Origin of the sequence: Pantoea rwandensis, from assembly GCF_002095475.1 — a bacterium.
Taxonomy (GTDB): domain Bacteria; phylum Pseudomonadota; class Gammaproteobacteria; order Enterobacterales; family Enterobacteriaceae; genus Pantoea; species Pantoea rwandensis.
Map to the genome: position 1 here is coordinate 771,977 of NZ_MLFR01000001.1, position 23,333 is coordinate 795,309.

At 49.1% G+C, this 23,333-nt stretch carries 27 protein-coding genes and 1 pseudogene; 13 read left to right on the top strand and 15 right to left on the bottom strand.

Features of this window, described 5'->3' with window-relative positions; genetic code table 11:
- Positions 1-47: 47 nt before the first annotated feature.
- The 4 genes from HA51_RS03630 to HA51_RS03645 form a co-directional block, all read right to left on the bottom strand.
- On the bottom strand, positions 48-260 hold the full coding sequence (locus tag HA51_RS03630; RefSeq protein WP_084931941.1) for a hypothetical protein: 213 nt from the start codon (positions 258-260) through the stop codon (positions 48-50).
- A 351-nt stretch (positions 261-611) separates the two neighbouring features.
- On the bottom strand, positions 612-1,109 hold the full coding sequence (locus HA51_RS03635) for a DoxX family protein (RefSeq protein ID WP_084931943.1): 498 nt from the start codon (positions 1,107-1,109) through the stop codon (positions 612-614).
- A 163-nt stretch (positions 1,110-1,272) separates the two neighbouring features.
- Positions 1,273-2,727: a sensor histidine kinase gene (locus HA51_RS03640; RefSeq protein WP_084931945.1), complete on the bottom strand. Its 1,455-nt coding sequence runs from the start codon at positions 2,725-2,727 to the stop codon at positions 1,273-1,275.
- Positions 2,727-3,443, bottom strand: a complete 717-nt coding sequence (locus HA51_RS03645; protein WP_084931947.1) for a response regulator transcription factor — start codon at positions 3,441-3,443, stop codon at positions 2,727-2,729. The genes HA51_RS03640 and HA51_RS03645 overlap by 1 nt, the downstream gene beginning before the upstream one ends.
- Positions 3,444-3,595: 152 nt before the next feature.
- Here HA51_RS03645 and HA51_RS03650 point away from each other — a divergent pair, with 152 nt between their 5' ends.
- The 6 genes from HA51_RS03650 to HA51_RS03675 all read left to right on the top strand — a co-directional run bounded on the left by HA51_RS03650 (position 3,596) and on the right by HA51_RS03675 (position 8,553).
- Complete coding sequence (locus tag HA51_RS03650) at positions 3,596-4,195, top strand: cytochrome b/b6 domain-containing protein (protein ID WP_084931949.1); 600 nt, start codon at positions 3,596-3,598, stop codon at positions 4,193-4,195.
- A 2-nt stretch (positions 4,196-4,197) separates the two neighbouring features.
- Positions 4,198-4,986, top strand: a complete 789-nt coding sequence (locus HA51_RS03655) for a molybdopterin-dependent oxidoreductase (RefSeq protein WP_084931951.1) — start codon at positions 4,198-4,200, stop codon at positions 4,984-4,986.
- Positions 4,987-5,022: 36 nt separating this feature from the next.
- Entirely contained in the window at positions 5,023-5,262 is a 240-nt protein-coding gene (locus tag HA51_RS03660; protein ID WP_084931953.1) for a pentapeptide MXKDX repeat protein, read from the top strand.
- 167 nt (positions 5,263-5,429) lie between these two features.
- Positions 5,430-5,858 (top strand): NUDIX hydrolase, encoded by a 429-nt coding sequence (locus HA51_RS03665; protein ID WP_281253406.1) that lies wholly within the window; start codon positions 5,430-5,432, stop codon positions 5,856-5,858.
- 258 nt (positions 5,859-6,116) lie between these two features.
- On the top strand, positions 6,117-7,274 hold the full coding sequence (locus HA51_RS03670; protein ID WP_084931958.1) for a mandelate racemase/muconate lactonizing enzyme family protein: 1,158 nt from the start codon (positions 6,117-6,119) through the stop codon (positions 7,272-7,274).
- On the top strand, positions 7,267-8,553 hold the full coding sequence (locus HA51_RS03675; RefSeq protein WP_084931961.1) for an MFS transporter: 1,287 nt from the start codon (positions 7,267-7,269) through the stop codon (positions 8,551-8,553). The genes HA51_RS03670 and HA51_RS03675 overlap by 8 nt, the downstream gene beginning before the upstream one ends.
- Before the next feature lie 107 nt (positions 8,554-8,660).
- Here the strand turns inward: HA51_RS03675 and HA51_RS03680 are convergent, their stop codons facing one another.
- Positions 8,661-9,206, bottom strand: coding sequence for a nuclear transport factor 2 family protein (locus HA51_RS03680; protein WP_084931963.1), 546 nt, complete (start codon positions 9,204-9,206; stop codon positions 8,661-8,663).
- A 136-nt stretch (positions 9,207-9,342) separates the two neighbouring features.
- On the opposite strand from HA51_RS03680, the gene HA51_RS03685 reads away from it, so the two are divergent.
- Complete coding sequence (locus HA51_RS03685) at positions 9,343-10,236, top strand: LysR family transcriptional regulator (RefSeq protein WP_158087351.1); 894 nt, start codon at positions 9,343-9,345, stop codon at positions 10,234-10,236.
- Positions 10,237-10,420: 184 nt separating this feature from the next.
- Here the strand turns inward: HA51_RS03685 and HA51_RS03690 are convergent.
- The 7 genes and pseudogenes from HA51_RS03690 to HA51_RS03720 all read right to left on the bottom strand — a co-directional run bounded on the left by HA51_RS03690 (position 10,421) and on the right by HA51_RS03720 (position 15,874).
- Positions 10,421-10,629: pseudogene (locus HA51_RS03690) on the bottom strand (YdgH/BhsA/McbA-like domain containing protein).
- A gap of 246 nt (positions 10,630-10,875) precedes the next feature.
- A complete protein-coding gene (locus HA51_RS03695) occupies positions 10,876-12,330 on the bottom strand; it encodes a YncE family protein (protein ID WP_084931967.1) in 1,455 nt (484 codons plus the stop codon).
- Positions 12,331-12,382: 52 nt separating this feature from the next.
- Positions 12,383-12,793 carry a DUF305 domain-containing protein gene (locus HA51_RS03700; RefSeq protein ID WP_084931969.1) on the bottom strand — a complete coding sequence of 137 codons (411 nt, stop codon included), beginning with the start codon at positions 12,791-12,793 and terminating at the stop codon, positions 12,383-12,385.
- Positions 12,794-12,907: 114 nt separating this feature from the next.
- Positions 12,908-13,735, bottom strand: coding sequence for an alpha/beta fold hydrolase (locus HA51_RS03705; protein ID WP_084931971.1), 828 nt, complete (start codon positions 13,733-13,735; stop codon positions 12,908-12,910).
- 190 nt (positions 13,736-13,925) lie between these two features.
- Complete coding sequence (locus HA51_RS03710; protein ID WP_084931973.1) at positions 13,926-14,675, bottom strand: SDR family NAD(P)-dependent oxidoreductase; 750 nt, start codon at positions 14,673-14,675, stop codon at positions 13,926-13,928.
- 174 nt (positions 14,676-14,849) lie between these two features.
- The gene (locus tag HA51_RS03715; RefSeq protein WP_084931976.1) at positions 14,850-15,305 is read right to left on the bottom strand and encodes a 4-hydroxythreonine-4-phosphate dehydrogenase; all 456 of its coding nucleotides are present in this window, start codon (positions 15,303-15,305) and stop codon (positions 14,850-14,852) included.
- A gap of 14 nt (positions 15,306-15,319) precedes the next feature.
- Positions 15,320-15,874: a VOC family protein gene (locus tag HA51_RS03720; RefSeq protein WP_084931978.1), complete on the bottom strand. Its 555-nt coding sequence runs from the start codon at positions 15,872-15,874 to the stop codon at positions 15,320-15,322.
- Between the two features lie 162 nt (positions 15,875-16,036).
- Here HA51_RS03720 and HA51_RS03725 point away from each other — a divergent pair, with 162 nt between their 5' ends.
- From HA51_RS03725 to HA51_RS03735, 3 genes are all read left to right on the top strand, one after another.
- On the top strand, positions 16,037-17,053 hold the full coding sequence (locus HA51_RS03725) for a LysR family transcriptional regulator (protein ID WP_245840137.1): 1,017 nt from the start codon (positions 16,037-16,039) through the stop codon (positions 17,051-17,053).
- Between the two features lie 82 nt (positions 17,054-17,135).
- Positions 17,136-17,453 (top strand): nuclear transport factor 2 family protein, encoded by a 318-nt coding sequence (locus tag HA51_RS03730; RefSeq protein ID WP_245840138.1) that lies wholly within the window; start codon positions 17,136-17,138, stop codon positions 17,451-17,453.
- Positions 17,454-17,492: 39 nt separating this feature from the next.
- Positions 17,493-17,885 carry a putative quinol monooxygenase gene (locus tag HA51_RS03735; protein ID WP_084931982.1) on the top strand — a complete coding sequence of 131 codons (393 nt, stop codon included), beginning with the start codon at positions 17,493-17,495 and terminating at the stop codon, positions 17,883-17,885.
- A 22-nt stretch (positions 17,886-17,907) separates the two neighbouring features.
- Here HA51_RS03735 and HA51_RS03740 read toward each other — a convergent pair whose 3' ends face one another.
- The gene (locus HA51_RS03740) at positions 17,908-18,801 is read right to left on the bottom strand and encodes a LysR substrate-binding domain-containing protein (RefSeq protein WP_084931984.1); all 894 of its coding nucleotides are present in this window, start codon (positions 18,799-18,801) and stop codon (positions 17,908-17,910) included.
- Positions 18,802-18,910: 109 nt separating this feature from the next.
- On the opposite strand from HA51_RS03740, the gene HA51_RS03745 reads away from it, so the two are divergent.
- Positions 18,911-19,492, top strand: coding sequence for a nuclear transport factor 2 family protein (locus tag HA51_RS03745; RefSeq protein ID WP_084931987.1), 582 nt, complete (start codon positions 18,911-18,913; stop codon positions 19,490-19,492).
- Between the two features lie 171 nt (positions 19,493-19,663).
- Here HA51_RS03745 and HA51_RS03750 read toward each other — a convergent pair whose 3' ends face one another.
- Positions 19,664-20,086 carry an Exc2 family lipoprotein gene (locus HA51_RS03750; protein WP_084931988.1) on the bottom strand — a complete coding sequence of 141 codons (423 nt, stop codon included), beginning with the start codon at positions 20,084-20,086 and terminating at the stop codon, positions 19,664-19,666.
- 785 nt (positions 20,087-20,871) lie between these two features.
- Here HA51_RS03750 and HA51_RS03755 point away from each other — a divergent pair.
- Positions 20,872-22,032, top strand: coding sequence for an oligosaccharide flippase family protein (locus HA51_RS03755; protein WP_245840139.1), 1,161 nt, complete (start codon positions 20,872-20,874; stop codon positions 22,030-22,032).
- Positions 22,033-22,037: 5 nt separating this feature from the next.
- Positions 22,038-22,916 (top strand): ATP-grasp fold amidoligase family protein, encoded by an 879-nt coding sequence (locus HA51_RS03760; protein ID WP_084931993.1) that lies wholly within the window; start codon positions 22,038-22,040, stop codon positions 22,914-22,916.
- Between the two features lie 117 nt (positions 22,917-23,033).
- Here the strand turns inward: HA51_RS03760 and HA51_RS27280 are convergent.
- On the bottom strand, positions 23,034-23,333 hold a 300-nt coding region (locus HA51_RS27280; protein WP_211282894.1), incomplete at its 5' end, for a hypothetical protein.

Genomic DNA, 23,333 nt, shown 5'->3' on the forward strand with positions numbered 1-23,333 from the left:
TGTATCTCTGTCATAAACACCTCGCACGTCCTACGTTCACGCTAAATTCAAATCTTGTCGGTGAGGTACTGAAGCACGCAGCACAAGACACCGAGAAACAGTGTGCAAGCTGCAGAAATTGCAAACGGAAGGGGATGTGACGCTATCCATAGATGCAGGGGATAGTCGTCTGGCGCGGCAAGCTCAGCGGCGATCAAACCGACAATCATCGGGACAATGGTCAGCAACGCGATGCCACTGAGTGGGGTTAAAATGAACATTTATTTCGCGCCTCGAAAATAGTTTTCGCGCGCAGTTTGTGCAAAAAGTGCGGGGATAATTTTGATCTGTATCAAAAATAGATGGGATGGCTGCCCTTCAACCTACGTTTATTGAAGTAAAATTCGCTCATGATTCTGTTTCTACTAAAGAAACAATTAATGATTTATTAAAATTAATTGTGTGTTTTTGCATTGGCAATCGTATTTAGCATCTTGCAGTTCATGCCGGAAACAGGGCCGCTGGGGGTGAGCCAGATTGAGCGATCTCGAGTTATGGAATGGATTTGCCTGCCACCCATCGGTGCATCGCTGAATCGTTGGGGGCCACCGGCCCCCACAGCCTAATTAAAATCATTTACCGCGATGTGATAACCGCCTACGCAGTATCGCATCGACTGAGAAAGGACCAGCCCCGCCAATGACTAGTGCAAGAATACTGGCGATATAAAGCAGATCGGTTTCATAACCTGGCTGACCGAAATGCGCCCCCATTGCGTCATAGGAAAGCAGTTTAATTGAAGAGAAACCATAGGGTAGATGCGCTGTGAAAATAGCCACCAGCAATATAATAATGGCTGGGATGGCAGCCAAAGGAACAAACGCGCCAATCAATATCAATGCACCGCAAAGGATTTCCATGACCACGGTCGCCCATCCCAGTAATTCAGGAAAAGGAAGATGCATGGCAACTAATATTCCCACAAAGGCATCCCCTCCACGTAATAACTTCGCGAAGCCATGCTGTAAGAAACCAAAACCGACAATCAACCGTAACGGAATTGCAAAAAAGTTTGCAGGGATAGCGACAGGCGAAACAATAACGCCTGTTAAAATCGAGGATAATTTCATTACACAAACTCTATTTAGATGAAATGACATATTCACGAATGTGAACAACACTTCCTCAGAGATAAAAATGACGCCAAATATAAAATAATAAACAAGTTACATAAGCCGGTAATTTCTTACCGCTCATAGGGAAATTGTAAGACACACTTTCATCTGGCCGATTTTACAAGGGAACAAATATTCTGAAACAAGCGCCTGGCGCCTCTATCAATGAAATATCTCCTTGGTGAAGTTGCAACATACGTCTGACAATCACCAGGCCCAATCCTCCGTTGTCGCGGCGTGTAGGGTCAGTGATGGAAGGACGCTCAAACAGGGTTTCACTGACGGCAGGAGAGATACCGGGGCCGCTGTCTTCCAGTTCCAGCATCACTTTTTGTTCCTGGCTCCAGATGCGCAGCTTAATCACCCCGCCAGAGGGAGTATGGCGAATAGCATTGTCCACCAGGTTAGTGAGCACGCGCTCGATCATCGACATATCGGCATCCACAAGCGGAATCCCTGGCTCTATGTCGAAATGAAAATCCAATTGTGACTTTTCAATCGCCAGCCCAAATTTTTGCATCACATCCTGTACTAAATCAGAGAGTGAAAAGCGCTCACGCTGCGGCGTCACCACGCCATGCTCCAGACGCGCCAGCTCAAAAAGTTGCTGAGCCAGCATCCCCACCTTCTCACTTTGTGTCAGAGCAATCTGCAAATAGCGGCTACGTTCTGCCTCACTGAGACTCGTCGCCTTGACGGACAGCGTTTCGAGATACCCTTGTATCGACATCAATGGCGTACGCAGGTCATGAGAAATGTTGGCAACAAATTCACGTCGCTGCTGATCTTTCAGCTCAAGCGCTTGCACCTGTGCCGCGATACGTCTGGCCATCTCAATAAAGGCATTTTTAAGCTGCGCCACTTCATCCTGCTGCTTCGAGACAGGTAGCGCCGCCAGTTGTTCGATAATTGGCTGTCGATCAGCATCGTGGGCCGTGACCTGTTGCGTCAGTTTTCTGACCGGCCGCGTCACCCAGTAAAACGCACATGCCCCTGCCAGCAGTCCGCACGCAAGAATCACGATGACCGACCAGAACATGGAACTGCGCAGAACCGAGGTCAGTACTCCTTGCTGCAACTGCTGATAGTTTTCCCCTTGGAGAATCACATAGAGGTAGCCAACCGTCCGATCACCATCGAGGATGGGTGCGGCACTGAACACCTTCAGAGCAGAAGCAGAACGCGGATCCTTCCCGTATATCGGCAAAGGCGCGCCAGCCAACAATGCCCGTACCGGTTGAATATCTACCTTCTGGTGATGCATATGCCCGGCGGGTGCATCGTTAGCCAGGATGTGTCCTTGGGTATCCAGTAAGTACACTTCAACGCTGGGGTTGTAGGACATCATCTGGCCAAACACCGTTTTTATGGCCGGAACGGCAGTGCCTTGGGCGTTCATCAGGGTCCCGCTTTTCGCAATCGATGAGGCCAGGTCACGGGAAAGGTTCTGGATCATCGCATCGCTGTATTGCGTGCGATTCCTGTCCTGGATGAACAAGATCAGTGAGCTGCTGATCACCAGCATCAGAGCGAACACCAGCGTCAGACGCTGCGTCAGGGATAGCTTTCTCATCACGCATCGCTCCCCTCTTCTGGCACGACAAATTTATAGCCCTGTCCCCAGACGGTTAATATCCAGCGCGGCTCTGCGGGCGTGGTTTCGATTTTCAGGCGCAGACGATTGATGTGCGTATTGACCGTGTGTTCATAGCCCTCATGCTGATAACCCCAAACCAGATTCAGTAAGCTCAGGCGAGAAAACACCTTGCCAGGATGACGGGCAAAGTGGAACAGCAGCTCAAACTCACGCGGCGTCAGCTCGATGGCAACATCATTGAGTGAAACCTCACGTGCCACCGGATCGATATTCAGGTTGCCAAGGCGAAGCGTACCGGCGTCCTGCCGCAGGTTTTGACTCATCGCTTCCTGACGACGGAATAACGCCTTAACGCGCGCAACCAGTTCCAGCATGGAAAAAGGTTTAGTGAGGTAGTCATCGGCGCCCAGCTCCAGCCCCAGCACGCGGTGCACTTCGCTGGCGCGGGCGCTGATCATAATAATCGGCGTATAGTGCGGCATGTTGCGGGCCCGGCGACACAACTCAAGCCCGTCAACGCCCGGTAGCATGATGTCGAAAATCAAAGCATCCCAGCGCTGGCTTTCCAGCAGTTCACTGCCCTTATTGCCATCTGCAGCGTGAGTAATATCAAAGCCTTCATCCCGTAGGTGGATGTTTAACAGCTCTGCGATATTGCCATCATCTTCAACAATCAAAATCTTCTTTGCCATGTCTGCCGCCTCAGTCAACAACCTCTTAATCATATACATACACGCCTTAAAGAGTTATCACATTTTGTTTAACTCTCCGTGAGGATTCCGTAATAAATAAAAAGTGAAACTGTCTGCACTCCAGAAAAGACTTCCTTGTGAAGAGGCGTAGAATGAAAAAAATAAGCAATAAAAATATTCATCCGCTCTGGTTACGGATAAACCACTGGGTTAATGCGTTGGCCGTTATACTGATGATTCTTAGCGGTTGGCGTATCTATAATGCCTCACCCTTATTCGCTTTTTCATTCCCAAAGGAATATACCCTTGGCGGATGGCTCGGTGGCGCACTGCAGTGGCATTTTGCCGTGATGTGGTTATTTGGATTAAACGGACTGCTCTATCTTATTGTCAATATTATCAGCGGGCGCTTTCGCCAACGCTTCTGGCCGCTGAGCGTTAAACAGCTCGCATCAGAGTTTACCTCCGCGCTCAAATGGCGACTGGGTCATGATGATCGTGGGCAGTACAACATGGTGCAAAAATGCGCTTATTTACTGGTCATGATAGATGGCATTTTATTAGTGCTATCGGGACTGGTGCTGTGGAAATCGGTGCAATTCGCGGTACTGAGAGAATTACTCGGTGGTTACGACAATGCCAGACTCATCCATTTTTCCGCGATGGCATTTCTGTGCCTTTTTATTCTTGTCCATCTGGCAATGGTATTGCTGGTTCCTAAAACACTGCAATTGATGATCCGTGGCCGCTGAATATGGAAAAGAATAAAATAAATTTATCCGCCAGTGATGCCAGTGATTTGGTTAAAGACGCGCAAACATTGCTAGCCAAAAAACTCACCGGCAATTCACGTCGCCAGTTTCTGCGTATGGGACTGACGCTAGGCGGCGTTGCGATGCTGAGTGGATGCGATATTGATGATAATCCCGATGTCGAAAGCGTCTTAAATCGTATATCACGTTTTAATGACCGTATTCAGGGATGGTTATTCAGCGGTTACCGTATGGCACCAGAATATACCCTTGCGGATATCACAAGGCCGTTTCCCTTTAATGCGTTCTACGGTGAAGAGGATATTCCCTCGATTCATGAAGAGAATTACCAACTACAGATAAAAGGGAAGGTGCGAGATAACCGCAGCTGGCGCCTGCCTGAGCTTTATAAGTTAGCGCAACATGAGCAAATCACCCGGCATATTTGCGTTGAAGGCTGGAGTGCGGTTGGGCGTTGGGGCGGTGTTCGCTTCAGCGACTTCCTGCACTTGATCGGCGCAGACACGCGGGCGAAATACGTCAGTTTTCGCTGCGCGGATGAGTACTACACCAGTATCGATATGGCTTCAGCGCTGCACCCCCAAACGCTGCTGGCGCTGAGCTGGGATGGACGTATTTTACCCCCTGAATACGGCTATCCCATGAAACTGCGTATCCCAACCAAGCTCGGCTACAAAAACCCGAAGCATATTGTTTCGATTGAAATTACTGACCGCTTTACCGGTGGCTACTGGGAAGACCAAGGCTACAACTGGTTTGGCGGCAGCTGAACAGTGTTACCCCCTCAACCATGTAAGGAATGAATCATGAAAAAGATCGTTGCGACTGTATTTACTGGTGCCCTGATGATGGCCTTCTCTGGCGCCTACGCGGCAGACTCCATGGCCAAAGATGGCATGCAAAATCCAAGTGCTATGTCTCATGACAGCATGAGTAAAGATGGTATGACCAAAGACGGGATGAAAAAGCCGATGAAGAAACATCACGGTATGTCCAAGGATGGCATGAAAAAAGATGACATGGCGAAAGATGGAATGTCTAAATAATATGTGTAGAACCGGGCTGAGGCCCGGTTATTCCCCTCCTGCTAGCAACCTATCCCACCTGTGCAATAATCTCACTTATTAATAATCATTCTCAATTAGGTTATAGTGAGGGCCTCCAAGTGCCGCCAAGGCAAAGGATGACTCAATAATCGAACAGGAGGATGGCAGTGAACGCAGATAAGACGATACACATCGCAGCAGCAATCATTATGGATGCCCAGCACCGTGTACTTCTGGTCCGTAAACGCGATACGCGTTATTTCATGCAGCCCGGTGGAAAAATTGAAGCCGCTGAACAGCCGGTCAACGCGTTAATTCGCGAGCTTGATGAAGAGTTGCAGATTAAGGTTTCTGAGACGGATACCCGCTACATCGGTCAATTCACAGACACTGCCGCGAACGAACCTGGTTTCAAACTTGTTGCTGAAATCTTCTCTGTGCAGACGTCTGCCAGCGAGATCAGTCCCGCCGCTGAAATAGAGGAAATCGCCTGGTATCACCCATCGAGTAATGATGGCCTGCCACTGGCGCCGCTTACGGGCAAACAAATCATTCCTTTGGTTTTCAGAGCTGATGATCAATACAGTTTGCGCTGACATCATCTTATTCACAGTCAAGCAGCTAGCAAATCAAAAATGCATTGCTTGATTGTGGCTAGTCCAGAATTAATGTGATCCTCCCCCTTCCTCATCGTTAGTAAGCACAAAATCTGGCTAAAAATGCCAACGACTCCTGTGCTTCTGCCCGATGCTTCATGCCTGATTGCCTTTTTATACTTATTAATGGTTTACCTCCTCTTAGCCACGGCACTCCCTATAAAAACTGCCGGGCGTTACCCCTATGAGGTTTATGGCATGAAAATTACCGCTATCGAAATTACACGTATCGCCATCCCGTTTGATGCGCATAGGCGCCAGCCCGATGCGCAAGAAACCACCTATAACGCGGCATCTCCATCACTCAAGCGCATGGAAACGCTGCTGGTTAAGGTCATTACCGAAGACGGTATTGAAGGCTGGGGGGAAGCATTTGGACATTTGTCCAATCCGGTCACCGAACAGTCGCTGATCAATCTGGTTTCTCCTTTCTTCCTTCAGCGGACTATACCGACAAGCCAGCAGCAGATTGCGGAGTTGATGCAATCTGCTGAGCAGGCACTGCATGCCTTTGGCCGCAGTGGGCCAGTCCGTTATGCGCTGTCCGCACTCGATATTGCGCTGTGGGATCTGTTAGGTAAGCAGCAACAGAAGCCTCTATGGCAACTAATGGGGGCAGCCCATAACCAGATTGAACGCTATGCCAGCCTGGTGAGCTACGGTAATGACGCAAAGGAAGTCGCCGCTCAGGTTCAGCGTGCGCATGCAGAAGGTTATCGTGCGCTCAAACTTCATGAAACGCATCCTGATGCAATTGCCGCTGCACGTGATGCTTTGCCGCCAAACGTGGACCTGATGGTCGATGTCAACTGCCCGTGGTCACGCGAACAGGCGAATGCCATCGCCAGTGAACTGCGACCACTGCAGTTGGGCTGGCTTGAAGAGCCTATATGGCCGCCAGATGACTTTCTGGGGCTATCTCAGCTGCGTGAAAACGGCGTACCCCTTGCCGCTGGTGAAAATGTGGACGGCGATTTTGGATTTGTGAATTTGTTTGAAAGTGGTGCCGTGGATATTGCACAGCCCAGTGTTGCCAAAGTTGGCGGCATCACCGCTGCACTGCGCGTATTCGAACTGGCACGTCAATACCGTGTGAAAGTCGTACCGCACTGCTTCTACTTCGGCGCGGGGATGTTGGCCACTGCGCATCTGGTTGCCACATTGCCAGATGATATCAAAATGGAAATCCCCTGGATTACGTTCGAAGCGCAATTGTATCCATCACTGCCACAAAGCGTACGCTTCAACCTGAACGATGCCCCAGGATTGGGATATGAGCCTGATCCCGCCGTTCTCAGGGATTATCGCCTTTCATGGACGCGTATTGATTCGCAGGGAGTGAAAAACCATGTTTAAAAACTACCGTAATGTCATTGCGCTGTTGCTGTTTTTTGCGGGCATCCTTAACTATCTTGACCGGGCAGCACTTTCCGTCATGGCGCCGTTGGTGAAGAAGGATTTGAGCATCAACGATGCACAGATGGGTATTTTGTTCAGTTGTTTCTTTATTGGCTATTGCCTGTTTTGCTTTATTGGCGGCTGGGCGGCTGACCGCTTCGGGCCTCGTCGCGTATATTCCTGGGCGGCCAGTATTTGGTCGCTGTTTTGCGGTGCCACAGCACTGGTGACAGGGTTCACTCACCTTCTCATCGTTCGCATGCTGTTTGGCGTGGGCGAAGGCCCTATGGGCACCACCACCAACAAATCCATTGCCAACTGGTTCCCGCGCAATGAAGTTGGACGGGCGGTAGGCTTCACCAACGCAGGCCAACCTCTTGGAGCCGCCATTGCAGCGCCGATTGTCGGTCTGGTCGGTCTGCAATTTGGCTGGCGTATTGCTTTCATTGTTATTGCTGCACTTGGATTCATCTGGGTTGCCTGCTGGCTGTTGCTGTTCAGAGACAAGCCAGAACAACACCCGCGTGTAAGTGCTGAAGAGAGCCAGTACATCGTGCAACGACGACCGGCCGGCAATACCCTGAACCAGCCACAACAGGACAGCCACAGCCTGTGGCATTACGTGTTTTCTCTGCCTGTACTGGGCGTTGCCAGTGCATTTTTCTGCTTCAACTATATCCAGTTCTTCTTCCTGTCATGGCTGCCGAGCTATCTGACCGACTTCCAGCATCTGGATATCAAAAGCATGAGTATTATCGGTGTGCTGCCGTGGTTAGGCGCTACCGTCGGTTTTCTGGGGGGAGGCATCATCTCTGACATGCTGTTCCGCCGCACGCAGGATTTCCTGTTGTCACGCAAACTGGTGATTTTCGTCGGCCTTGCCGTGGCGGCACTGTGCGTGCTGCTCACTGCATGGAGTCAAAGTGTCACCTCCGCCGTGACATTTATCACCTTGGCAAGCGTCTTTGCATATATGACTCCGCAGGCATGCTGGTCTCTGCTGCAGGATATTGTCCCCGCCGGGCGCATAGGAACAGCAGGTGGCTTTGTACACCTGCTGGCAAACCTGGCCGGGATTTTATCCCCTAGCATCACCGGTTTTCTGATCCAGTATGGTGGCGGCTATCACACCGCTTTTGTGCTGGCTAGCATATTAGCACTTTCAGGCATGTTGCTGCTGGCAGTGCTGGTTCGACAGAAAGGAGTGAATTTGCTCCGGTCACAAATTAGCCAATAGCGCAGGTTTTGGGGGCCTTCAGCGGACAATCATCCCACCTGTCATCACGCTATCGCTAAGCGAAGACCGGTTTGCTCCTCGCGGGGCAAGCCGGTCATTAAGGCGCACTATTCAATTCGGTTACGCGCAAGGATCTCTGTCAAACCTGCATTAAGCAGTTCCAGTGGGGCTTTGCTTCCATCCACAGGCAGCAGAGTTCGTGCACTTATTTTCCATTGCCCTGCGATGCGTTCCAATTCCCAGCGATTGACCACTACGCGGTGGATGCGGTAACCGGTGGAAACACCATGGTTTGCCATCTCTCGCGGTTTACCCGTTTTATCGTGTTGGATTAACTGCAGATACGAGGTGACAATAGCCCTATCCCCCTGCAAATTGACCAGCGGCAGTCCGGTAAAATGCGCCAACCCTCCTTGGATCGCTTCGCGGTGAGCGGGCCGTAAAATAAAATCAGCAATGGCTTTGGCACCTGTGGCCCCGTCTAAACCCACTCCCCGATTGAAAATCCCCTCCTCTTTATAAACCTGCGCCGTATATTGCGCATGCCCTGTGTCTGCACTGGGAGGATGGGATGCAATCAATTCGTAAATCGCTAATTTATCTTCAACTTCCCGCAAGCGCGCTTCAATACTCTCACTGACTTCAATCGCCATTGCACTCTCCTCCTCTCTGGACTCGATGATTGCCAGAGTATAATTATTTAGTTTAGTGGCATAATCAGGCCATTCCTTCACACACTCCTTAGTGAAAATAAACAGTATGCCCAGCAGACTTAACCGAGCAGATTATTTGGCACTTAACACCTTTGTCTTGGTCGCGGAAAGGCTCAGTTTCCGGGAAGTGGCAGAGATGCTTGATATTTCTCCGTCTGCGGTAAGCCAGCAGATCATGGGTCTTGAGGATCGCCTGGGAATCAGGCTGTTTACCCGAACAACCCGTGTGGTGAAACTTACCGATGAGGGAAAATCACTCTACGCTCAGACCTCTTCCTTGCTTCAGGGATTAGCAGATTCTTTGGCGCAAGCCCACGCGAGAAGCCAGCTCATCCAAGGTCACCTGCGCATTCATGCTTTTCGCTCAGCAGCCGAGATGCTGTTGGATAAAAAACTTGCTGACTTTCTTTCGGCCTTCCCCGATGTGCATCTCGATCTGTCGATCAATGATGCCCCCACCGATCTGATCGCTGGCGGTTATGACTTATCCCTGAGACTGGGTGAGGTACTTGATCCGGGACTCGTCGCGGTCCCGGCGGGGGGGCGTTTGCATCAAATTGTCGTCGCGGCGCCTTCCTACCTGGAAAAGCGCGAGACAATCACCAAACCCGAAGATTTGGTGCATCACAACTGTATTGGTTGGCGATGGCCCGGCACCCTGTCACCCGTTCCCTGGCAATTTACCTGCAATGGGCAGCTTCGGAATGTCCAGCTAACGGGTAATCTTGTGGTGGATGATCGTGAGCGCCAGTATCAGGCAGCCATCATGGGCATCGGTATAGCACAGGTCACAGCGGAGAGAGTTGAAGCGCAACTCGCTTCCGGCAAGCTAACGCGAATCCTCGGGCAGTGGGAGACTGAGTTTCCGGGATACTATTTATGCTGGACATCAGGGAAAGCGGTCACCCCGGCAATGAGGGCCTTTATCGACTGGATATCACTGAACGGCCCGCTTCCCAGCGCGCGTTGATCCTGCCTCCGCAGCACCTCTGCACTGGGTAAGCTTCTGGAAACGTCTCAGCACCCGATCGAAGTGAACGTTGCAAGGTGGGGTTGTTCAAATATCAAGAGCGCGTTGGCTGCTATCACTCATCTATTGAAAGATCAGCAAAGGCCGCTTTAGGCGGCCCTTAATCACATATTAAGACACTGACTTATTTGGTCAATTCAGCAGAGATATAGGCACCATTATTGAAACGGGCGCTGATAATTTTGTATGAAGCACCTGCTGATGTGCCTGAGCAGCAATCTGCGCTTCTGCAGCATCCAGAGTTGAAGCTGACGCGGTGATGCTCTGTGCAAAGCTACCGAATGAAACAACTGAAAGTGCGATAACTGCAACGAAAGTTTTGATGTTTTTCATGGTCTGTTCCTCAATGATTTATTTAGTTTGAAAGGCTATCTGCCTCGATGGATTAATCATGCGCTTACAAGTCTGGGTTTTAAAGCTAAGAGATTTATCGAAAACATTCAAAAAATATGAATGAAACTCAGATGTACTTTTGCCCTATTAATCCATAAAAAAACCCGCCATTTAGGCGGGTAAGTGTGAGCCAGAAGTCCAGTCATACAGACGCATAGTGACTTGATTGACTATATCCAATCGGTATCAGCGCGCCTGAACCTGGACGACGCTCCTCTGCTCGCTGCCGTCGCTTTTGGCAATCACAAGGTAGCGACGTTCATCCGCGTGTCGGGCATCTACGATCTGCCGTATCGGTCCAACTGCATTAACAATGGCCGCACCAGCAGGGTTAGTCATAAAGCGCGTCAAGGGTTCCAGTTCACCGCTGCCGTCGGCTCGCGATGACAATGCCAGCAGGTAAGGTTGTTTGGGTTCTAAACCCGTCGCGGATGCCTGAAGAACCTGGGTTATCCCTTGTTCAAACAGTGAAACTGTTGTCGTCGGCTGCGTGTTTTTGGCGGCACCCACGCTTTTCAGCTGGAGATGCACTGCCTGGCCGGCAATCCCCAGAGGCTGCAAGCCTTGCATTCCATCCCCTTGCGGCACAGCACCAGGCACATAAGCAACCGCTTGCGGCGCCTGCCCAATAGGGATGGTAGCGACCACCTTATAAGTTGTCGTATCAATGGCTGTGAGCGCATCGGCATTCTCCAGACCGACGTAAATACGCTTCCCGTCACCAGATGGCCACAGGCCGTGCGGGAGATTTCCCACCGGAATCGAAGCCACCTGTGAGAAGTCATCAGTGCGGTAGACGTTGACTCTGTTCAGACCACCGACCGTGACCCAGGCAAAACTGCCTTTCGCGTTTTCGACGATGTTGACGTGATTGGTGATGGGGCCGGTATCCAGCGTTTTAATAATGTTGAATGGCGGTCTTGCGTTAAAGACCTGCACTTTCCCCGTGTCCTTGAGGGTAAACCACACCTGTTTACCGTCTGGCGATGCCGCGATGTTAGGGCAGAACGGGCTGGCCTGTTTCACCGATCCAACAATTTTGTGCGTCCTGACGTCAACCACCACGGTATCCGGGTTAAACGAAGAACAAACGTAACCGTACTGCCCGTCGGGCGAAAAGATTTGCATGCCCGGACCACCAGGCACTTTAATGCGCGTCTTCTCTTCACCGCTGCTGGCATCAAGTACCGAAACGTAGTCCTCACCACGGACCGTCACCCACACTTCTTTTCCATCCGGCGTAAAGAACGCTTCGTGCGGAGAACGTCCCACGTAGGTGATATGCCTGACGGTGTTCGTCGCAGTATCGATAAAGCTCACCGAATTTGAGCCAATCGAGACCACAACCAGCGTTTTACGATCCGGTGAAAATCCCATGCCGTGTACCAACACCTGGCCTTTATACAGGGGACTCAGGTTTGCCGGCTGGGGATCGCCCAATCGGATAACGCCGAGCAACTTATTACTGGCTGGATCGGTGACGGAGACCGTATTCGAGAACTGTTCCGCGGCATACACACGGTCATGGTGGCTGAGGGGGATCTCGGCGGCTGCAGCACCAAAGGGAGCCTGACCTGCCATCGCGGACAAAGTAGAGAGCGCGACAGCGACAGCAAGTCCGGTCCTTAATAACGTTTTCATTGCATCATCCTGTTCAGTGGGGGTCTGTCAAAAGGAGAATTGGTGAGATTTATCAGGGTGTTGTACCCTCTACTGGCGCAATCTGGTCGGGAGCCGCCTGCGCGGGTGGCAGCGGTTTATTCAGTGCCTGATACATGGCAGTGATCTCCTGCTGCTGGGTGACAATAATTTCCTGCGCGATACGGCGAAGCTGCGGATTGGTGCCGTAGCGAAGTTCGGCGATGGCCATGTCTATCGCCCCCTGATGGTGCGGGGCCATCATCGCCACAAAATCATCATCGATGTTGCCAGATGGCTTGACCTCCATGGCTGTCATCATTCGGTCCATCGCTGTTTGATTGTCCTGGATGAATGCGGATTCAGCAGCGCTCGACTGAACAACCTGATGAGGGTGATACTGTGCTTCAGCATCCGCGATAAAGAACAGCGCCAACAGGGAAGGAATTAATTGATATAACTTCATACGCATGCATGCCTTTATTTCATAAAAATGAAAAGGAAAATGCGGCGTGAGGATAAAAAAAGACTGAATAGCGTGACCACCTCATAATCAAATGAGGTGGCTGGCCCGGATGACCTACGACTGAATAAATTCCAGCAAATCCTGGTTAAGTTGATCCTGATGGGTTGCCGCCAGACCATGAGAAGCGCCGGGATAAATTTTCAGTTCGGCATGCGGGATAATCTCAGCAGATAAGAGCCCAGAGTGACCGATTGGGACAATCTGATCATCATCACCATGAATAACCAGCGCTGGCACAGTGAGTTTTCTCAGATCTTCGGTGTAATCCACTTCCGAGAACTCTCTAATACAGGCGTACTGACCGACAATCGAACCGGCCATACCCTGATTCCAGAAGCTCAGGCGCAGGCCTTCGTTGATCTCCACCCCCTCGCGATTCATCCCGTAGAAAGGGATAGCGAGGTTGAGATAAAAGTCCGAACGATTATCAAAGACACCTTTGCGAATACCATCGAACACCGCCATATCGCTGCCTTCAGGCCACTCAGCCGATGAAATCATGATGGGCGGAACCGCGCCAACCAGCACCACTTTTGCTACGCGAGCTTCGCCATGGCGTCCGATGTAGTGCGCCACTTCACCACCACCGGTCGAGTGTCCAACCAGCATCGCATTTTTAATATCCAGCTCATTCAGCAGCACTGCCAGATCGTCAGCGTAGGTGTCCATGTCATTGCCGTAAGACGGCTGGTCGGAGCGGCCATGACCGCGACGGTCAAGCGCTATCACACGATACCCTTGCTGTAACAGGAAAAGCATCTGACCATCCCAGGCATCTGAACTCAATGGCCAGCCGTGTGAGAAAATAACCGGCTGTGCATTTTTGTCACCCCAGTCTTTATAAAAAAGACGAGTTGTATCAGGTGTGCTAATAAAGCTCATTTTTTGTTTCTCCGTTGATGATGTGCAGGTTATTCCTGGCCTGACGTCATACCCGAATGAATAAATATCGTCTTTTACAACGACATTTATTCATCGTTCTGATATGCATGGCGCAAGGCTATCCACCGACAAAATGAATAATAATGTCGTCGTGGTTTTAAATAATTAAGAGGGTCTGTCAGGTAGTGAATTAAATCTGTGCTAAGCCACCGTCCACATATATTTCCGCAGCGTTAATAAAGCTCGCATCATCAGACGCCAGGAATGCCACGGTTTTACCGATCTCTTCCGGTTCACCCAAACGACCTAAAGGAACGCCGGCTGCGAGTGCATCAAACAAACCCTGGCGGTGCTCTTCCGGTACAAGACCTCCCAGGCCTGGGGTACGGATAGGACCCGGGCTCACCACATTGACACGGACGCCACGATCCTTCAGATCAAGCGCCCAGGAGCGTGCAAGACTACGCACGGCTGCCTTGCTTGCGCTGTAAACGCTGAAGCTGGCGGTGCCTTTCACCGCAGCGGTCGAGCCAGTAAGAATGACGGAGGCACCTTTGGTCAACAGCGGAAGCGCCTTCTGTACGGTGAACAGCACGCCACGCACGTTGGTACCAAAAATACGGTCAAAATGCTCTTCAGTGATGGCGCCGAGCGGCATCATGTCACCACCACCTGCATTCGCGAACAACACATCAAGCTTTCCTGATTCACTCGCAATAGTGGAAAATACCGTATCGAGATCGCCCAGAACTGAGGCATCTGCGCGGATCCCTGTGGCTGATGGCCCGATGAGGGCGACTGCTGCATCAAGCTCTTCCTGACGGCGGCCGGTGATGTAGACTTTCGCGCCCTGCTCTGCCAGCTCCTGCGCTGAGGCCAGACCAATACCCGAGCTGCCGCCCGTGACTAACGCGATTTTGCCTGAAAGTTTTTTACTCATGGTGAAACTCCTTAATCAAAGTATGAATTAGTTTTTAAAGTCATCGGGTTACAGTGAAAGTCAGCCTGATGAGTTCGGTTAGCACTGTAACGTCATTGATCATTGCGAAAAAATGCACAAATCCAGAAAACACTTTCCACGTGGGTGGATAATCAAATAATTACTGCAGCAGCGTTATTTATTGAGAAACACCCGAGCGCTCGACAACGTGCCCTCGCTGACCGTAAAGATGTCTTCTCCCCGCACCAAATACGGATTGTCTTTTGGGCCATAACCCCAGGTCACACGGGCAATGCCGTGATTCCACTCAACAGCTGCCGGGGTAAAGATAAAGCCTGGATGCTGTGACTGAACTTTACTGATGGCAGCATTCACGCGGTCCGCCCCTGCGTTCAGTCCGTCATAATCGGCAACGAAAAAGTCAGATGAGTAAACCGCCGCAAATGCTTTCTCTCGTTCAACAGCATCGGTGTTATTCCAGATAGCAAAGTGGCGATCGATCAGTTGCTGCAAACCTGCGGGTGCGAGTTGAGCCGTTGTGATGTTCATGGTTGTGTTCTCCGCTAATACGTTATGTGACCCGGCCAGCAGTACCGACAGCAGCAGGGATTGGGTGAAGACCTTTTTCATGTTTGTGTCCTCTGTCAGTTTGCTGCTTTCGCTTTGCCGACCAGCTCAATCTGCGAGCCCCATGGCGTCAGGAAATAAAACCACTGAGTGCCGTCGGCGTTGGTCACTGGCTCATTCAGGGTTTTCAGTCCGGCCTTTTGAATCGCCTTAAAACTGGCGGGCACATCCTGCGTTCTCAGGGCGACATGCGTCGCCGCATCATCATCCTGATGAGGACGTGTATGGCCGATTTGCGCACCGCTGTACTGGAACAGCTCGACTCCGGTGCCATCAGGCATACGCATCATGACAAAACGCTTGAGGTCACTGGACTGATGCCAGTTGAACGCGGCTTTCCACGCATCCGGGATAGCGCCGGGGGTGATGTCCGATTCAATCTTGGCGCCAAAGGTGGTCTGGAAAAACGCGATGGCCTTAACCAGATCAGGAACGTTGATACCAGCGTGGTCAACGCCTGATATGGTGACCAACGGTGCAGCGTCAGCGCTGAAAGCCGGAGCAGAGAGGCTGGCAGCGCCCAACAGCAGAGAAGAGGCAAACAGCGTTGAAGCGATACGTTGAGTTTTCATGTCTTATATTCCTGTGATAAGTGAATCAGCTCATTGACGACAGCGGTTGTTGTCGCGATGGAATAAGCATATCGACGTGCGCCGACTTTCAAAATAGAATGATTTGAAACTCATCATTGCAGATTTGAAATGAACAGATTCCCCGATTTCGAAGGACTCGCGATGTTTGCGAAAGTGGCAGAGGAAGGTTCTTTTGCGGCAGCAGCCAGGGTGATGGGGGTTTCCGTGCCCACCGTGTCACGTGCCGTTGCGCGCCTGGAAGAGCGGTTAGGCGGTCGGCTGTTTAACCGGACGTCGCGCCAGTTGGCGTTAACGGAGTTTGGTCAAAGCATGGCGGCGAAGGCGTCAGAGATGTATCGCCAGGCTGAAGAAGTGGAAAGCGAAGCCCATGAACTGTCGGTGCAGCCTCGTGGTCAGGTGCGCTTAGCAGTCCCCATGTCGTTTGGCTTACGCTGGGTAACCCCGCTGATGCCAGAACTTATCCGCCAGTTCCCGGAGCTGAGTGTCGATCTGCATCTGTCCGATGCCTCGGTCGATCTGATCGCCGATGGCTTTGATGCCGCGTTACGTATTGCCGCATTACCGGACTCTTCGCTGGTGGCGCGCAGGCTGTGTGCCGTGACGCAATATTTGGTGGCTTCACCAGCGTATCTCGCTGAACAGGGTGTACCGCAGCATCCGCGTGAACTCACTTCCCGGCAGTGCTTCAGTTATGCCTATCGTGCCAGAAGCCAGGTATGGCGCTTCACGCATGATTCCGGCGCACAGGAAGATATTGTCCCGAGCGGGCCGTTGCGCGTGACCAACTCTGACGCCCTGCTGCCGCCCCTGCTGGCGGGTCTGGGGATTGCGGAACTGCCAGAATTTATGGCTGCAGAATATCTGAAAGATGGCCGCCTAATTCATCTGCTGGATGAGTGGTCAATGACACAAGGCGGGCTCTATTTTGTCACACCCACTTCGCGCAGCCGGCCGTTGAAGGTCAAGGTGCTGTCAGACTTCTTTGCCAAGCATCTCAGTGAACCTGAATGGCGCTGGCCTAGATGGTCCCTTAATCATTTCATTTATGAAATGATGGTTTTCATTCTTTGCTGTTTTGATTACTCCTGTGTTTCATTATTGTTGCTTCACGCCGCCGACACTCGTCTGGTACTGAAAACAGGAGCACTCGTATCATGAAACTGCCGTTCAATTACTCCAGAACTACCTGGACAGTATCCAGGATCCTAAAGCCGCCGCGGCCCTTTTTGCCGCAGATGGCGTGTTGGAACTGCCCTACCTGCAAACGCTTGGCCTGCCTCACAGAGTGCAGGGGCCGGCTGAAATAGAACGCTTTATCGCCGGATTGCTGGTTAAAATTCCAGATTTCCGCTTCCGCAATATCCAGTTTTTTATCGATACCCCAACACAGGCCTTTGGCGAATACAGCGTGGAAGCCGAACTGGCGGGCACCGATCGGGTATACAAGCAGACATATGCCGGAAGGTTGGTGGCTGAAGAGGGAAAAATCAAACTGCTGCGGGAATCGCTGGATACCCTCGCCGCATGGCGTGCATTCAGTGGCGAACAGTCAGCCTGAAGCGGTTTTTTCATTCGATAAAATAACTGGAGATAAAAAATGAGCATCAACACAGCTGATACACGCATTTCTTCTGCGGGCGATCATGATAAAACCCAACCGACTGAAATCATCGTCAGCGCTTACTATCGTGTACACCCTGATGACCGCCAAACCTTCATCGATGCTGTAAAACCGGAAATGCAGGCAGCACAGCAACTGCCTGGCTGTGTGTTTTATGCCTTCTCTCAAGACCTGGTGAATCAAGATGCTTTTCATCTGTCAGAGGGCTGGGCGGACATTGAAGCCTATGAGCGACACGAACATTCAGAGACATTCCTGAAAGCGCTGGCGACCGTGGTGAAACATGTTCGCATCCTTAATCGTGAGGGTATTCGTTACGACGTGGCGAAACAGCACATTGATGACCCGCGAGGCAAGGTGTCGGCCTGATTGTTCGACACCATTAAAATATTCAGCTGGAAAAGAAACCGTGCTTTCGCGTGTGGTTCAGATAAGCGAGCACGGTTGCACTGGGTTCATTTTTACGACTAACCATCATCAGATTTGCTGATAGTTCGGGCATATTCAGACCACGGTAAACGACGCCCGGTAGCGCCATTTTCGCCAAAGGTGCCGGAACCAATGCAATACCCAATCCGGCACCGGCCATAGCAAGAACACTCAACGAGCTAGAGATACGCCATCCAATATGTAATGAATCTCCCAGCAAGCTTTGTAATTGCCGGTCCAGTAGAGAATCCGCGTCATTAATGGCGTACATAATCAAAGGTTGGTGGGAGAGCATTTCAATCGTCAGGTTCTTTTCAACGGCAAGAGGATGTTCACTGGACATCACCACCACACGCTCCCATTCTCCAATGGATTCATATTTTAGCGCTGGATCGTGTTCTGGATAGAAATCCGGCATATAACCAATATCCAACGTTCCCTTCTCGATAGCCTCCTTTTGGAGCTGTGGCGGCAGCTCTTGGCAAATCAATTCCGCGTCCGGATAGTCTTTTCGAAATGCCCGAATATCTTGCATTAGTCTTCCGCTGAAGACAGCATTACCGGCAAATCCTAAGCGTACTCTTCCTGTTTCACCACGAACGGAACGCCCTACCGCCAGGCGTGTAGCTTCGAGTTGTTCAAGCGTGCGTACTGCTTCAACTTGCAGCAGCTTTCCGGCTTCGGTCAGTTCGACACTGCGACTGGTGCGAATCAACAATGGCCCACCTAACTCAGCTTCCAGTGCCTTAATTTGCATACTCAACGCAGGTTGAACGATGTTAAGTCGTTGTGCTGCACGGCCAAAATGTCTTTCTTCAGCAACAGCGAGAAAATACTTTAGATGACGTAAATCCATACCCTACCTCATCAATCATAAAAAATGATTAATTAGCAATATCTATATATTGGAGTTTATCGGTATTCACCGCCAAACTGAATGCTGTGACCTAATAGGAATGAAGAAAATGCAAAACCGATTACAAGATCGTCAAGAACTGAATGATTTGATGAATGGTTGGATGCATCGCGATCTGGGGCAATGGGATAAGTTGCGCGATTTGTTTCACCCAGATGGTACGATTGAGATTACTTGGTTCGAAGGATTGGCCAGTGAGTTTGTAAATGGCTCGATGCGCATGGGCGCATCAGATTTACGAACAAAGCATCTCATCGCCTCCCCTGCAGTTCAATTCAATGCCAGCGGTGACAGAGCTATTCTTGAAACGAATGCGATAATTATTGCCGAGAACGTCAAACTGAACATTGGATGCGAATGTCATAACCGCTTCTACGATCTGGCAGAAAAAAGGGATGGCGTATGGAAATTGTTCCACCGCCAGTCTGTCTACGATATGGGTACATTCACCTTTCCGATCGGCCCTGTAGCCATAGAACAAGAGGTTGTAATGAAGTATCCGCGTGAATATGCCGCGCTTGCCTATCTTTTGGAGCAAAGTGGATTCCCTCTCGGACGTACGTTTGCAACTCGCGGAAGTGAACTTGAAACAAGCATGAAAGCTGAGGCTGCGCGTTGGTTATTAGCCTAGTGACTATTCATTTTTTTGCTCGCTCACCTTGGCTCAACATGCCTGTGTGCTAGATAAGATATGACATCACCGCTTGCAGGAAGGATGTGCCAGGTGCAGATTGCAGCAAAGATAGGGTTCTCCGCTGTCTATTCAGCGGAGCGTGCCACAAGGCATTCTCCGCTAGCTGCACTATTTGATTCCGTTGTATCCATCCATATAGGTTTCAATAACGGCATTAGACATCTCCCTGCGCCAAAGGGGGGATATCGAACTATCTTGGTTGTAATCTGATCCCGCAAAACGAGATTTCCCTCGGACCTCATTCGTAAATTCAACGCTCTGGAAATACGTCATACGCTGCGCGATATCTTTTTTAGCTAAGCCAGCGTCACGATCCTTCTTTCCCTGCTGCCAGAATTGCTCAAAAAATGGCGTAGTCATACGCGCTGAATCTGCAGTATTCAGACGGAAGTTTGGTCCGGAGGAATCTTCAGCTGTTGCCATGATGAAATGATTAGCGTGTCGTTGAGCGCTAGTTTGATTTTGCGCACAACCACTGAGTAACAAGAAAGGAAAAACAGCAATAAGAGAAAAACGTTCGAACTTATTCAAAATGACTCCTTGTAGAATAATCAAGATTTCACACCCTTATGAAATCACTGGTACTTTTTGGTGTACCAACCTGCCTCACGCACCGAGACCCTTCCAACAAAAATGCGCGACCAAGCCTACACCACTTTGCGTTGAACGTATTGAACTGCCTGAAAAAATTTAGAGATTTTGGATCTGAATGCTGATCTTCTAGCTGTAGATCATCTTAGCGAATTGACTTAAGTTATTGAGGGTTGTGTTTAAAGAGATCTAGCACGCATATTTACATAATGTTCATTACATTTGCACTTTTCTACATGATGTTAATCCAACATTTACCCAGTGCCAGCATAGGCAAGGGCTTTGTATGTTCACCACTTTACTGACGATGGATATCTGCCCAACCTACGGGGGTTGAACCAGTATCCACCTTGGCCTTTATCTCACCGTAATAATTCAACCATCAATAATAATTGGATCTAAGATTAAAAAAGAAATGCAATTAATCTGATTAATTTAAAAAAGCCTTCACTATTTTAATATGAGCAGCCACAATACCAACCAAATTAAATGACTATAAGAAGCAGTGAATGTAGATGGATGGTTATTAAGAAAAATAATCATCTTAAAGAACACGTTTTACATCCATATAACTTAATAAAAGAAAATTATAAAAGCTCGTAGGTTAACTATTACAACACCAACAAAATCATGCATATGCGAGATATGAAATGTACTCTAACGCTATATGGATCATGTTAGAAAAGTCAGTGAATATCATTGGGTTAATTTACATTAACTCACTTATGGCTAAGTATATTGGCCCGGAGAACTTTGGAAAAATAAACATATCAACATCACTCTTTATTTTTGTACAAACGCTATCTTGGTTTGGTGGTGATAACATCATCTTCAAGCGCATGAGTGAGAAAACAAAATCTGGCATTGCCATGGCAATGCACACGCGAAACCAACGCCGTGTAATTTTTTTACTCTCATCCAGTGCAATCTTAACTTATCTTTATCTGTACACTGATGTGACAGTTTTCTTATTTGGTGTAGCGAATTGCATTGCCACCTACTACATCGTGATGGACTTCTTTGCCATTTATAACAACACACAATTAAAGTCAAAGATAAACACGATAACCAACATCACTGGATTGCTTATTGCTCTTGTGATCAGGTTCTATATCTCATACTTTAAATTGCCCGTTTACTGCTTTACGATCCCTATCATTATCATTCCTTTAGTACCTTACATTATGCGTTTAGTTTACTTTAAGCGCACAACCAATACTGAAGATGTCAGTAAGAGTGGCGGAATATACAACCGATATATGTTATATGCTGGAGGTGCGTTAATTTTATCTGGATTATCCACTGACATATATACTCAAATATCCAGCATTTTCTTGGCTAATGTAATCTCTTACTCAACGTTAGGTGTTTATAGTGTATCTTTAACCATAGGAGGTGCGTGGTCTTTTATTGTTATCGCATTAATAACCAGCTTTTTCTCAAAAATATACAGTGAAAAAAACCAAGCAAACATAGAAGAACTGCTAACTAGAATCAATAGGTTAGTCATTATTTTATCCTTGGGCGCTTTAGGTGGCTTCTACCTTGTGGGTGATTACTTTATCCATTTCCTGTACGGCGATAAATATATGGAGTCAGTGAATATTATCCCAATCATCATTATGGGGACAATGTTTTCTGCATTAGGAACGATTTGTTACAGGTACATAATAAAAGAATCAGGGTATAACTACCTGGCTAAAAAAATGGTTTTATGCTGCATCTTAACAGTCCCTTTATCCTGGTTAATGATTAACACCTTCGGGATTAAAGGCGCTGCTTATTGCTTTTTGATCGTAGAGATTTTGTCTTGCACATTATTAAATTATTTTTTCAGAAACAAGACAATTGTCAAAATGCATCTTAACATTTTCAAACCGAGATAATTTAAATGAAAATGATAAAACACACAGTGAAATCAGCGTTAAAAATCAGTGCTAACATTTCTCCAAAACTGAGCGCTAAAGCTCACTATTACTTTAAATTCAAGAAAAAGTTAAATTTAACCAACCCTACCCGATTTAATGAAAAGATTCAGTGGCTGAAATTCAATGAATTCAGCAATGACATTTACACCTTGTGTGCTGACAAATATAAAGTCAGAGAATATGTTATATCTAAAGGTTGTGGTGAAACCCTGAACGAGCTTTACGGTGTATACGACAGCCCACAAGATATTGACTATGCTGCACTGCCAGAAAAGTTTGCGCTTAAATGTAATCATGGTGCAGGCTACAACATTATCTGCAATGATAAATCGTCTTTAGATATCAAGAAAACCAACCTGCAGCTAGCAAAATGGCTCAGGCAAGATTTTTCTTCGCTATTCATTGAACCGCAGTATAAGAAAATAGAAAGAAAAATATTGTGTGAGAAATACATTGAGAATGAACGCGGCGGTTTTCCTGACGATTACAAGTTCTACTGCTTTAACGGCAAGCCATACGCAGTGATGGTTTGCATTGGAAGAGAAAAGGGAACGCCTAAATTTTACTATTTTGATATGGACTGGCAACCTCTTCCTTTCGAAGACACCCTGGAGTTAATTAATAATAACCAGTATCCAGAAATGCCTGATGGCTTTATGGAAATGAAAGGTTATGCGATGAAATTAGCTTCAGACTTTAAATTTGTCCGTGCTGATTTCTACCTGCTCAACGGTAAAGTTATTTTTGGTGAGTTGACCTTTACCCCGGCCGCAGGTCTTGACGTCACATTGCAAGAAGCCGATGTGGTTTTAGGAAGCCAGTTAAGATTGGATATTGGCTGATACGAATCAAATGAGGCGGCACAGCCTGATGCTAGTGAGTTAAGCATGTGATGATAACGCAGTCTGGTGCCGCTCTGGGGCTGGCTGTCCTCGCGCCGCTGACGCGGTACCTTCACTTCACTCGTCCGCCTGACGGACCGGTGCAGACGGGACTTTCCCTGTCCCGGCTGCACCTTTCGCCAGCATCCATGCTGGCTCTCCTGGCTTCCTCATTCCGTTCAGCGCTGCGAAATGCCAGCCCCAGAGCGGCCCCAGCCTGCTTGCTAACATCCGTTTACGCTGTGGAAAAGGACGCGATGACTCAGGAGATAGCGTTTTTACTGCTACAAAGGGCACCGTGTCTGAGGCCACAGCGCCTCTGATGCTGCCACGGGCTATCCGCAGCGCTGAGGCGGAGACGTTGTGCCAGGAGCCGGT

Bases quoted from the DNA above. Each gene is read 5' to 3' on its own strand.
- HA51_RS03630 (WP_084931941.1), bottom strand. From the start codon at position 260: ATGTTCATTTTAACCCCACTCAGTGGCATCGCGTTGCTGACCATTGTC.
- HA51_RS03635 (WP_084931943.1), bottom strand. From the start codon at position 1,109: ATGAAATTATCCTCGATTTTAACAGGCGTTATTGTTTCGCCTGTCGCT.
- HA51_RS03640 (WP_084931945.1), bottom strand. From the start codon at position 2,727: ATGAGAAAGCTATCCCTGACGCAGCGTCTGACGCTGGTGTTCGCTCTG.
- HA51_RS03645 (WP_084931947.1), bottom strand. From the start codon at position 3,443: ATGGCAAAGAAGATTTTGATTGTTGAAGATGATGGCAATATCGCAGAG.
- HA51_RS03650 (WP_084931949.1), top strand. From the start codon at position 3,596: ATGAAAAAAATAAGCAATAAAAATATTCATCCGCTCTGGTTACGGATA.
- HA51_RS03655 (WP_084931951.1), top strand. From the start codon at position 4,198: ATGGAAAAGAATAAAATAAATTTATCCGCCAGTGATGCCAGTGATTTG.
- HA51_RS03660 (WP_084931953.1), top strand. From the start codon at position 5,023: ATGAAAAAGATCGTTGCGACTGTATTTACTGGTGCCCTGATGATGGCC.
- HA51_RS03670 (WP_084931958.1), top strand. From the start codon at position 6,117: ATGAAAATTACCGCTATCGAAATTACACGTATCGCCATCCCGTTTGAT.
- HA51_RS03675 (WP_084931961.1), top strand. From the start codon at position 7,267: ATGTTTAAAAACTACCGTAATGTCATTGCGCTGTTGCTGTTTTTTGCG.
- HA51_RS03680 (WP_084931963.1), bottom strand. From the start codon at position 9,206: ATGGCGATTGAAGTCAGTGAGAGTATTGAAGCGCGCTTGCGGGAAGTT.
- HA51_RS03695 (WP_084931967.1), bottom strand. From the start codon at position 12,330: ATGAAAACGTTATTAAGGACCGGACTTGCTGTCGCTGTCGCGCTCTCT.
- HA51_RS03700 (WP_084931969.1), bottom strand. From the start codon at position 12,793: ATGAAGTTATATCAATTAATTCCTTCCCTGTTGGCGCTGTTCTTTATC.
- HA51_RS03705 (WP_084931971.1), bottom strand. From the start codon at position 13,735: ATGAGCTTTATTAGCACACCTGATACAACTCGTCTTTTTTATAAAGAC.
- HA51_RS03710 (WP_084931973.1), bottom strand. From the start codon at position 14,675: ATGAGTAAAAAACTTTCAGGCAAAATCGCGTTAGTCACGGGCGGCAGC.
- HA51_RS03715 (WP_084931976.1), bottom strand. From the start codon at position 15,305: ATGAAAAAGGTCTTCACCCAATCCCTGCTGCTGTCGGTACTGCTGGCC.
- HA51_RS03720 (WP_084931978.1), bottom strand. From the start codon at position 15,874: ATGAAAACTCAACGTATCGCTTCAACGCTGTTTGCCTCTTCTCTGCTG.
- HA51_RS03725 (WP_245840137.1), top strand. From the start codon at position 16,037: ATGTTTGCGAAAGTGGCAGAGGAAGGTTCTTTTGCGGCAGCAGCCAGG.
- HA51_RS03735 (WP_084931982.1), top strand. From the start codon at position 17,493: ATGAGCATCAACACAGCTGATACACGCATTTCTTCTGCGGGCGATCAT.
- HA51_RS03740 (WP_084931984.1), bottom strand. From the start codon at position 18,801: ATGGATTTACGTCATCTAAAGTATTTTCTCGCTGTTGCTGAAGAAAGA.
- HA51_RS03745 (WP_084931987.1), top strand. From the start codon at position 18,911: ATGCAAAACCGATTACAAGATCGTCAAGAACTGAATGATTTGATGAAT.
- HA51_RS03755 (WP_245840139.1), top strand. From the start codon at position 20,872: ATGGCTAAGTATATTGGCCCGGAGAACTTTGGAAAAATAAACATATCA.
- HA51_RS03760 (WP_084931993.1), top strand. From the start codon at position 22,038: ATGAAAATGATAAAACACACAGTGAAATCAGCGTTAAAAATCAGTGCT.